General features: G+C 67.0%; 11 protein-coding genes and 1 pseudogene. 3 read left to right on the plus strand and 9 right to left on the minus strand.

The window, feature by feature from the left end; genetic code table 11:
• The 6 genes and pseudogenes from HYE82_RS29670 to HYE82_RS29695 form a co-directional block, all read right to left on the minus strand.
• A pseudogene (locus tag HYE82_RS29670) lies at nucleotides 1–241 on the minus strand (hypothetical protein); the annotation flags it as partial.
• Nucleotides 241–744: a hypothetical protein gene (locus tag HYE82_RS29675; protein WP_179177274.1), complete on the minus strand. Its 504-nt coding sequence runs from the start codon at nucleotides 742–744 to the stop codon at nucleotides 241–243. The gene HYE82_RS29675 and the pseudogene HYE82_RS29670, both read right to left, overlap by 1 nt.
• A 29-nt stretch (nucleotides 745–773) precedes the next feature.
• Nucleotides 774–1,115 (minus strand): RRQRL motif-containing zinc-binding protein, encoded by a 342-nt coding sequence (locus tag HYE82_RS29680; RefSeq protein ID WP_179177275.1) that lies wholly within the window; start codon nucleotides 1,113–1,115, stop codon nucleotides 774–776.
• Nucleotides 1,112–1,960, minus strand: coding sequence for a hypothetical protein (locus HYE82_RS29685; protein ID WP_179177276.1), 849 nt, complete (start codon nucleotides 1,958–1,960; stop codon nucleotides 1,112–1,114). The genes HYE82_RS29680 and HYE82_RS29685 overlap by 4 nt, the downstream gene beginning before the upstream one ends.
• On the minus strand, nucleotides 1,957–2,232 hold the full coding sequence (locus HYE82_RS29690; protein WP_179177277.1) for a DUF6303 family protein: 276 nt from the start codon (nucleotides 2,230–2,232) through the stop codon (nucleotides 1,957–1,959). Before HYE82_RS29690 ends, HYE82_RS29685 begins: the two co-directional genes overlap by 4 nt.
• Entirely contained in the window at nucleotides 2,232–2,495 is a 264-nt protein-coding gene (locus HYE82_RS29695) for a DUF6284 family protein (protein WP_179177278.1), read from the minus strand. Before HYE82_RS29695 ends, HYE82_RS29690 begins: the two co-directional genes overlap by 1 nt.
• A 633-nt stretch (nucleotides 2,496–3,128) precedes the next feature.
• Between HYE82_RS29695 and HYE82_RS29700 the strand changes: the two genes are divergently transcribed.
• Both HYE82_RS29700 and HYE82_RS29705 read left to right on the plus strand, forming a co-directional pair.
• Entirely contained in the window at nucleotides 3,129–3,845 is a 717-nt protein-coding gene (locus HYE82_RS29700) for an XRE family transcriptional regulator (protein WP_179177279.1), read from the plus strand.
• 2 nt (nucleotides 3,846–3,847) lie between these two features.
• Nucleotides 3,848–4,321: an NUDIX domain-containing protein gene (locus HYE82_RS29705; RefSeq protein WP_179177280.1), complete on the plus strand. Its 474-nt coding sequence runs from the start codon at nucleotides 3,848–3,850 to the stop codon at nucleotides 4,319–4,321.
• Here HYE82_RS29705 and HYE82_RS29710 read toward each other — a convergent pair.
• The 3 genes from HYE82_RS29710 to HYE82_RS29720 form a co-directional block, all read right to left on the minus strand.
• Entirely contained in the window at nucleotides 4,309–4,887 is a 579-nt protein-coding gene (locus HYE82_RS29710; RefSeq protein WP_179177281.1) for an HD domain-containing protein, read from the minus strand. The genes HYE82_RS29705 and HYE82_RS29710 overlap by 13 nt on opposite strands.
• Complete coding sequence (locus HYE82_RS29715) at nucleotides 4,884–5,351, minus strand: MarR family transcriptional regulator (protein WP_179177282.1); 468 nt, start codon at nucleotides 5,349–5,351, stop codon at nucleotides 4,884–4,886. Before HYE82_RS29715 ends, HYE82_RS29710 begins: the two co-directional genes overlap by 4 nt.
• A gap of 571 nt (nucleotides 5,352–5,922) precedes the next feature.
• Nucleotides 5,923–7,359: a hypothetical protein gene (locus HYE82_RS29720; RefSeq protein WP_179177283.1), complete on the minus strand. Its 1,437-nt coding sequence runs from the start codon at nucleotides 7,357–7,359 to the stop codon at nucleotides 5,923–5,925.
• Between the two features lie 373 nt (nucleotides 7,360–7,732).
• On the opposite strand from HYE82_RS29720, the gene HYE82_RS29725 reads away from it, so the two are divergent.
• Nucleotides 7,733–8,251 carry a hypothetical protein gene (locus tag HYE82_RS29725; RefSeq protein ID WP_179177284.1) on the plus strand — a complete coding sequence of 173 codons (519 nt, stop codon included), beginning with the start codon at nucleotides 7,733–7,735 and terminating at the stop codon, nucleotides 8,249–8,251.
• The last annotated feature ends 1,071 nt before the right edge of the window (nucleotides 8,252–9,322 follow it).

A 9,322-nucleotide genomic window follows, 5' to 3' on the forward strand; every position in this document is an offset into this window, starting at 1 on the left:
GCCCACCCCCGGCCGCGGCGGTGCGCCGGCCCCCGCCGCCGTTGTTGCCGCGGCCGCCGCCGGCGTTGACGTTCAGGGTGAAGCCGGGCGAGAACGACTTGTTGAACGTCTTGCTCTGAGAGCCGTTCGCACCCGGCCGCGGCGTGGTGCGGGCCCGCTGGGTGCGGGCCTGCTGCCCACCGGTGTTCTTCCATCCGGCGCCATTGGCGCCCCAGTTCATGCCCGAGGTGGTGTTGGCCATCAGGAGCTCTCCTTCTCGGTCACGACGGTCAGGCGGCGGGCCACGAGCCAGCCCGTCTGGGAGATGAGCGTCAGAACGGCCCAGCCGGTGAACAGGGCCGGGTGGGCCGGGCCGAACCCGACTGCCAGCGCGATCCACGCGCCGGCGGTCGTGGCGAACGCGGCGAGCAGGGCCCGCCACACGGTGGCCTGGCGGGAGGTGGGCCGGCGCCGCAGCATGCCCCACGCCCACACGCCGACCGGGGCCAGCGCGAACACGGCCAGGGCCCATCCGGTGCGGGGCTCGATCACGTGGATGGCGCCGGTCAGGACCAGGAGGGTGGTGGCGAGGGCGGTGGGTGCCCAGGAGCGGCGGTGCTTCCACGCCCACCGGCCGGCGGCGAGCGCGGCCCGGGTGGTCAGCGGCTGGGGTTCGGGGCTCAGGACGAGGATGACCGGCTCAGAACCCCGCTGCCGCGGGATGCGCACGGTCGAAGCGGCCGAGGGCCGCGTACGGCGAGACACAGCAGAACTCCTTACGACGATGGTGGGGTTCAGGCGGCGCACGGTTCGGAGTCGGGGAAGGCACACGGCACGCACTCACCCAGCCGGGCGGGGATCACGTAGCCCGCGTCCCGCCCACAGGTCGGGCAGGTACGGCGGGCGGCGTTGGCCTTGTCGAGCGCGGCCTGCTTGGCCGGGCTCATGGGACGTACGGGCTTCGCGCGGTCGACGCGGTAGAGGAACGCCACCAGCGGGGGACGCCGACGGCGCGGCCGTTCCACCTGCGCGACCACCTCCTGTCCACCCGGGCGCAGACCCGCGGCGCGAAGCTGGCGAACAGTGGCCAGTCCGTCGGGGGCGAGTCGCCATCGGTAGACGGGCAGGGTGCTCACTGGGCCTCCCCCTCGGGCGGGGAGGAGGTGGTGGCGAGCTGGGTGTAGACCTTGTGGACGTAGGAGGTGGACCGGGTGGACTTCAGGGCCGCCTTCCCGATCGACTCCCCGTTCTCCCAGCACGCGCGGATGATCCGCTTCGCGTCCTCCGCCGGCAGCTTCGCGACCGGTTCGGGGTGGAGGGGGACGACGGTGGACGTGTGGGGGACGGTCAGGGGATACACCCGCTGGCCACCACAGATGACCAGCGACAACCCCAGGCGGCCACCCGTCCGAACCGGCGCCGCCGCGTCGGCGGCCGGGCCGGTGGACACAGCGACCGGTGCCGGGTGGACGAGCAGGGGATCCACCTTGGCGCCACCGGTCTCCACCAGGGCGGCCCGCAGGTCTTCGATCTTGTTCAGGATCGCCCGCCGGTAGTGGCTGATCGCCTCGGCAAGCGCGATCAGCAGCACCGGGGGGATGGAGTGGAGGACCAGCCCGGCGGGGTCGACGCTGTGGGGGACGCCGAAGGGTGTCCCCTCCGGCCAGAGGGAGCCCCAGCAGTTCATCACCCACGTGGCCAGACCAGCGAACCAGCGGAGCACCGACGCCCACCCCGAGGGCCGCAGCCCGTACTCGGACAGTCGGCCGTCGAAGAGCAGCACCGTGCCCAGGGCGACGGCCACCATGGGATCGAGCAGCCACGCGATCCACGGCGAGACGTGGTGGTCGATGGCGAACGTTGTGACGTTGGTGGCGGTGAACACCAGCGCCACCGTGCAGATGAACACCAGCACCCGCGTCAGCGAGGTCAACAGACGCTCCAACGCGCGGATCTGCGCCGCCGCGGTGCGCGCCCTCACCGCTGGCCCCCTGCCTCGATCGGGCGGACGGAGACGCTGGCCATCAGCAGCACCGGCGCGTCCCAGTCCTCGGCGGGGTCCCCCTCGATCCAGGACCACTCGGTCCCGGGCTCAATCTCGTAACCGAGGTCGGCCAGCACGCGGCCGCGCTCGGCCGGCGTCGGGATCGGGCATCCGTCGGGCCAGTCGTGCGACGGCCACCGGGTCTCGTTCATCAGGACGACGAACAGGTGCCACCCTGCCCGGTTCGACATCTGCGCCTTCAGGTGCATCACGCCACCTCGGACGCGACCGTGGGCGCCTTGTTCGCCGCGTCCCGGCGAGCCGCCAGCACGCGCCGACGGGCCCGGCGGATCCGGCGACCGTCGAACTCCGACGCCGGCCGATCCAGCAGCGCGATCAGCGCGTCCAGCAACTCGACCTCGGCCAGGATGACCGGCATCTCGGCCTCGATCGCGTCCAGCTCCGCGTCCGTCGGCTCCAGGGCCGGCGGCAGCGCGGTAACGGGCTGCTGACGTGCAACGATGAACTTCATTAGGTCTTGCTCCTCTCACACAGGAACGGGACCGAACAGCAGCCCCGGCGTTGCCGCGCCGGGGCTGCACGTCGTTGTGAAGCAGGAAGAACTCCAGCTCCCCCACCCCACCCGTACGCCCCAAGGGCGGTCGGGCGGAGGAGGCAACCGGCCGCGGACCCAGGCGGGGCCGCGGAGAGGTTGGACACCTACTGCTGTCTCCTTCGGGAGCGAGCTCCCGTTTCAGGCGTATGGAGACGTGGCCTTTCGGCCTCAAGCCCTCCGGTTGACCAGGGATCCGGGACCCTCGGCCCCATCTCTCAGGGGCCCCTTGCCGTACGGGGTGCCTCACCCCCGCCGGCCCTTTCGGGCAAGGAGGGGCTAAGGCTTCGCTCCGTGTTCCTCGCGGAACCGATGCGGTACCTCTATTACAGGTATCGCATCAGAGTCCGTCAAGCAGGACCGCGGAGGTTCTTCGCTTTCGCGCCGGGACTTCCTGGCGCACACTCAGAATCGCCCCAGGTCAAGGGCGTTGTTCACCCCGCCCATGGACAGCTCGGGGCCTTCTGGCTACGGTCAAGAGCTCCCAAGACGTCCCACCTGGGGGTGTAGATGTCCAATGAGCGCTTACGGTCCGCCCTGCTCGCGAAGGGGATGACCATCCAGGGACTCGCCGAGGCCATCGAAGTCAACGCGAAGACCGTGGAACGCTGGATCACGCAGGGGAAAGTCCCGTACCGGCGCCACCAGTACGCCGTAGCGGCCAAGCTCGGCGTTGCGGTGACGACGCTATGGGACGACGAGCGGGCGGTTGACACGTCCACCGACCTGAGCAAGGCCGAGATAGTGACGGTCTACCCACACCGGCACATGGTGCCGTCGGGGCTTTGGCGCGAGATGTACGACCGCGCCAAAACACGCGTTGACGTGCTGGTTTACGCAGGACTCTGGCTGTCTGAGGACCCGCAGTTCCACGAGCTCCTGAAGAGCAAGGTGTCAGCGAACGCCCAAGTGCGACTTCTGCTCGGGGACCCCGCCTGCGATGCCGTCCGGCAGCGCGGCATCGACGAGGGTCACAGGATCATGGACGGCAAGATCCGCAATGCCCTCATGAACTACCGCCCGCTACTCGCCAGCCACCCCGACATCGGGATCCGGCTGCACGACGCGACGCTGTACAACTCACTGTTCCGGGCCGACGACGAGATGCTCGTGAACACCCATGTGTATGGCATCGGGGCCTACTTGGCCCCGGTCCTCCACCTGCGCCGACTTCCCGGGGGCGGCCTCTTCGACACGTACGCGAATAGCATCGAACAGACCTGGGGGCGGGCGCGCCCGGTGACCGACGACGACTTCACGGGAGCATGAGCATGGGACGTATCGACTACCTTCACGACCCCGACGCGCCGACCGCCAACAGCGTCGTCCCCTCCGTCGTTGCCTTCGTCCAGAACGACGCCGGCGAGGTGCTGATGATCCAGCGCTCCGACAACGGCCGCTGGGCCCTTCCTGGCGGGGGCCACGACGTGGGCGAGTCCATCAGTGACACCGTCGTACGCGAGGTCTGGGAAGAGACCGGCATCAAGGCCGAGGTCCTCGACCTGTCCGGCATCTACACGGACCCCGGACACGTGATGCTCTACGACGACGGCGAGGCGCGGCAGCAGTTCAGCATCTGCTTCCGGGCACGGCCGGTGGGCGGCGAGATCCGTACGAGCAACGAGACGACGCAGGTCCGCTGGGTGACCCCCGCGGACCTGGCCGACCTCGACATCCACTCCACGATGCGGCTCCGGATCCAGCACGCCCTGGACACGACCCGGAGTACGCCCTACATCGGTTGAGCCGCGCCGGCCTTCGCCGCGGAGACCCTGCTCAGCACGCGGACCGTGCAAAGCAGGATCTCCGGCTCGGCACGCCGGATGAACTGCCCGATCAGGCTCTCGGGCCCGTAGCGGCCCGCGATCTCGTTGACCCGATCCACGGGGTTCGTGGGCGCGCCGTCCGGAGTGGTGTTCATGTCGCAGAAGCAGAGCGCGTCCGCGAGGTGCTCCTCCTCCCGCGGGAACTCGGCTTCCAGCTCATCCCGCAGGCCTCGGGCTTCCGCCTCCATCCAGGCGCAGGAGTGGTGCGCGACGAGCCGTACGACGCGCTCGTCGGCACCGGCGCTCCGGAGGTACCGGGCACCGTCAAGCGGGTGGAACCCTGTCTTGGCCAGGTCCGGCGCGTAGCCGATGTCGTGCAGCACGGCCGCGGCCTCGAGCAGCTCGGCGTCCGGGCCCAGAATCTCCGCGATGGCGCGCGCCCGCTCGGCGACGCCGAGGCAGTGCTTCCAGCGACGGGGCAGCGGCTCGGCGAGCAGCGATTCCGCGAGCGGATAGGCCCATTCCGTGAGCGTGGCGGTGGTCAAGACTTCAAGTCCTCCTGTTGGGACGGCAGGGCCCGGACAGCCCTGCGCTTGCCCTGCCCCCCTTCGGTAAGCAGGCCGGCGGCCTCCAACTGGGCCAGTGCCTTGCTGATCGTGGGGCGAGATGCTCCCAGGCGGGTGCTGATTTCCCCTGCACTCAGGAAGGGTGCCCCCACCTCCAGCCCGTCAGCCGTGATGAGCTCGGCGATCCTTTCGGAGAGCGGTCGCCGATCCAGGCGCACCCCTGCGCGCACGACGCGCCAACGCGAACCGGGAACCGGCTCGGCTAGGCCCTCCTGCTGAAGCACTTTGAAGGCTCGGAGGGCGACACCGCGGCTTACGCCGCACTCTTCCATGACCTCCGCCAGCGAAGGCAGCTCAGCCATGGCCGGTTCAGCGGCGATCCGCCCCTTCATGCGGTCAGCGATCTTCAAGAAGGTCCCGCGTGGGCTCGCGTGCTCCGTCACTCGATCTCCTTGTCCGCCAACAACTGAACCAAGCGTCGCACGAGGGGTATCCCTATGTTCGAGGGGACCAGATGTCCGTGGGGGTAGGCAGACGACTGCGGCGGCAAGGGGGCCCTTCGGTAGAAGTTTCCCTACTTCATCAAGGCACCCGCCGCGCACGGCGCGCGCGGCCCGTCGTCCGGGCCGCCGCTCCTGTCTGCGCCCCGCTCCGGCCAGGCCGCCGGCCGCACGCCTGACGGCTTGGGTTGATGGGCGGGAAGAACCACGGCGTGGCCGGGGCGAGTGCGTGCAGCGCTGGCCAGGACGATGCCTCCGGCGGGGGCGCTCAGGGCTCCGGGATGGAGGGGCCCGTGGGCGTCTGCCGGCAGCGTCGTGGTGGAGGTGGGAGCTCCTATCCCGCCTGCCGTCGACCCAGGCAGAGCCGAGCAGACGCGGGTCCTGGCGTCCAGGTCGTTCGTACAGTGGTGCGCTCCACCTGGACGCCAGGACCCGCGTCTGCTCCACGGTGTGTGGGTCGACGGCAGACGGGATAGGAGCGGGGACTGGTGACCCGCAGCGTCCCACCTCAATGCTAGGTGAGGAGTCCGATGGCCCGCCCGTAATTCCCCAGCTTAGACAACACATAGTTTGCGATTTCTGCGCGTGACGTCGACTTGCGCCACATCATCTCCAGGCGAATAGGACCCTCGGGGCGCTCGCAGTAGAGATCGCTGAAGTACTTGTACTCGGTGCCAAGCTCTCGCTCGGTTTGGAAGGAGTTAATGAGGCCGACTTCCTGAAGTCCGGTTCCGATCGCCTTATTGAGAAGCCCATCCTTCTTGGTGGCGATGAAGGCAAGGCTCTCGAATGCAGCCAGCGTGTTGCTACCCGCCTTCCCGCCACGCTTCCGGAGGCCCAGAGAGTTTCCACCCATGAGCAATCCCAGTTCCCCGGAGAGAAGTCGCTCGATGGCCTTCGGTTCGGAGCTCGTGGACATTCCCAGTTCTGTCATCTCTGAATGAAGGGAGGTGTCACCGTACTGTCGGGAAACGGCGAGCGCCGTCATCATGTCCACGTGAATGATCTTTGCGTCGAAGACCGTTCCGAGGATGCCTAGCTGATCCGGCTGCTTCTTCAGGTCTGCGACGATGTTTGCGTTGGTCGCAGTCATAAGGCGGTCGATATCTGCATAGGCGTAGCCGCCCCGAGTTAGCGCCGCCACGTCACCCTCTGGCTCATTCCCCGCAATCACCAGCGTCCAAAGGCGAAATTGCTCAGCGGCCATGAGGGAACGAACCTTAGCTCCGTTGCGAATCAGGGCCTGACGGACCAGTGCCAGGAACCGCCCGATCGTAGAGGCCTGGCTGGCCAGCCTTTCCGCGGCCTCCTCCGAGATGCCCAGCGCGGCCAATGAAGCGCCCTCGTTCAAGGCTCCGACGGTTCGTTCGGCGATGCTGACGAATTGGTTTTTTGCAGGACCAGAGAATCTCGTTACCGGTTCGCCGACTCCAAGGAGTGCCTCACCCCCAATTTTCAAGGCCTTTTCTGTGAGGAGGGCGGTAAGGTCGTCAGTATTTGCCGGCCAAACCACCAGGGTGTCGCGTCCCGAATCTGATCGCACGAAGGAGTTGATCCCGTGCATTGCGGCCTCGATGAACTCGACCGAAGCCTCGCCGAGTGCTTCACGCCCCTCCAGGACGATTACGCGCGGAGCTTCCGTACGGGGCTTTGATTGAAGTGCTTCGGCGACGTTCTCCGATGCGGGAATTCGCTCCGTCACAAGGCCGGTGCGGAACAATCCCAGAGTGTCTAGGAACGTCGATTTACCAGCACCTGTTTCGCCTCGTAGGACCATCAGGGCGCCACGTCGCGCGGCTCGCATGTCGGCAAAGTAGACGTCGATCTCAATAAGCGCGTCTTGGACTGGGGTGATGATGGATTGCAGCGCTCCAGTGCCGACGTCGCGTAGCATCTCAAAACGGTCTGGAACGTACAAATCTTCGCGCGTGAGTCCACCGGGATCGACCATGGATCGGATTATGCCCCAAAAGGCGCATGCGAGAGGTCCTGTTTGTGTGGCTGCCGCGAACAGCGCATGACCGTTGCGGTATCGCGTCGACGTGGTGGGCGCCGGCGGCGCTGGGCCGTCTGTGGGCCGCGCGAGGGGGTGACCGGGGGCGACCAACGGTGACAGGCCGGCTACGCGGGTGCCGCTGGAAGCCGCAAGCCAGGGAGGTCGCCACCTACTGGTTCGCCCCCAGGGGCAAGATGGGGTGTTTCTCGTCGCTGGCGATTCATCCGCCCGCCAGTCGATCGGGCCAGACAGGCCACCGGAACCTTGCCCAGACCCACGCGGACTAACATGGGTCGCGACTTAAGGGGTCCCGGGCGAGGATCTAGCCATGTTCACTGCAAAAGTCGTCCGCACGTTCATCGGCTCACCCGGTGACGTGAGGGAGCGCAACGTGGTCAGGGAAGCCCTGGGGCAGTGGAACGCGAAGAGGTCATCGCCGACGAATGACGTTGCCTTTATTCCTGTGGGCTGGGAAACGCACGCTTTCCCGGATTTGTCGGCTCCCGGTCAACCTTTGATCGACAAGAAGCTCGTCCAGTCGTCGGACCTGTGTATCGCGCTCTTCTGGATGAAGCCCGGCGGCTCCTTGGGTGGCGGGGCGTCAGGGACAGTTCACGAGATCGAGCAGTTCAGGGCCGCGAATAAACGCGTCATGGCGTACTTCTGCCAGGATAAAATCAGTCGCCGCGACGCAGTGGTGTACCGAGATGAAATCACCGCTGTGGAAAGCCTCCGCAGCCAGATGCAAGATATCGGCCTGGTCGGAGAATACAAGAGAGCTGCCGATCTGAAGAGTCAGCTACTCGATGCACTAGACGAGGTAGCGCGCGACATCGTAGGTAGCTAAATAGCGACAGCGGATTGCTTCGGGGCGCTTCGTATCGCCCTCCACGAAGTAAGCCCTCGTCAGCCGCGGTTCCTGCCACCGGAGACGCATGTCAGACGCTTGCCCAGCCGGACTACGGCCATGGGAGACCAGCGACGAGTCGCGGCCTATTCGTGGACTGGAGCCTTGAAACAACTGTATCTGAAGGCATTGGCCAGCCGAAACCAAAGAACCGAACACGCCCTCCGGAGCCGTGTGCTCCACTATGCTTCCCGTTCGCTCCCGTTGCGCCTTCCCTCACCGCGTCTGCGGAGGGACGATGCCGGCTTCCATGTGACCACGGCAGAGAAAGTGGGTGCGGGGAGAGTGACTCAGCCGACGTGCGGAGCCCGGAACGAGAGCGGGGGCCGCTGCAAGAACAAGGCGATCATCGGGAGTGAGCAGTGTGCCAAGCACCAGGGACGCTGGACTCCACGTGGGCAGGTCGAGCAGCAAAAGAAGGAAGCCGCAGCCAAGTTACGGAAGCTCCGGAAGAAGCAGTGACCTGGCATGTGACCAACTGCTGACGTCTGTACCGGTTCGCGCTGATAGCTACGCGCAACGACCTGCCCCGCTGCGGCGGGATGCGTTGGGAGAAGCTGGGGAGAAAATCTTGAGAAGGAAGGCTCTTGGACGCCTTTCTGACCAACGGTTGCCAACGCTCCGACCTGCGCCGATCCCGATCGCGGCAGGTCGCGCCGCAGGCCGGACCTCATTCGGGACGAAGAGGTCGTGGGTTCAAATCCCGCCACCCCGACAGAGTAAGACCAGGTGAGAGCCGGTGCAGAGCAATCTGCACCGGCTCTCTCTCTGCGTCTGGGTGACCGACCGGGTGGCTACAGGTCGGACCGGCCCTGAGGATCTCGTCCAGGGCCGCCGCCCCCGTCTGGATCACGGGGCTGATCTGCTTCCGGTGGACCGGGCCGGTGCGCTCGGATCGCCGGCATCGTGCCGGCGGTGCCGCAGCTCGAGCTGTTGCGGGACGAGGGAGGCCTCGGGTTCGGGACGGTGCGGGGGCGGGTGGCATCGTGGGGGCATGGGTGAGCTGAACGG

The sequence above is a fragment of the Streptomyces sp. BR123 genome, from assembly GCF_013401435.1.
GTDB lineage: Bacteria > Actinomycetota > Actinomycetes > Streptomycetales > Streptomycetaceae > Streptomyces.

What these genes read in the sequence shown, in the direction of transcription:
- HYE82_RS29690 (WP_179177277.1), bottom strand. Translation starts at nt 2,232, where the DNA reads ATGCACCTGAAGGCGCAGATGTCGAACCGGGCAGGGTGGCACCTGTTC.
- HYE82_RS29725 (WP_179177284.1), top strand. Translation starts at nt 7,733, where the DNA reads ATGTTCACTGCAAAAGTCGTCCGCACGTTCATCGGCTCACCCGGTGAC.
- HYE82_RS29695 (WP_179177278.1), bottom strand. Translation starts at nt 2,495, where the DNA reads ATGAAGTTCATCGTTGCACGTCAGCAGCCCGTTACCGCGCTGCCGCCG.
- HYE82_RS29720 (WP_179177283.1), bottom strand. Translation starts at nt 7,359, where the DNA reads ATGGTCGATCCCGGTGGACTCACGCGCGAAGATTTGTACGTTCCAGAC.
- HYE82_RS29700 (WP_179177279.1), top strand. Translation starts at nt 3,129, where the DNA reads ATGACCATCCAGGGACTCGCCGAGGCCATCGAAGTCAACGCGAAGACC.
- HYE82_RS29705 (WP_179177280.1), top strand. Translation starts at nt 3,848, where the DNA reads ATGGGACGTATCGACTACCTTCACGACCCCGACGCGCCGACCGCCAAC.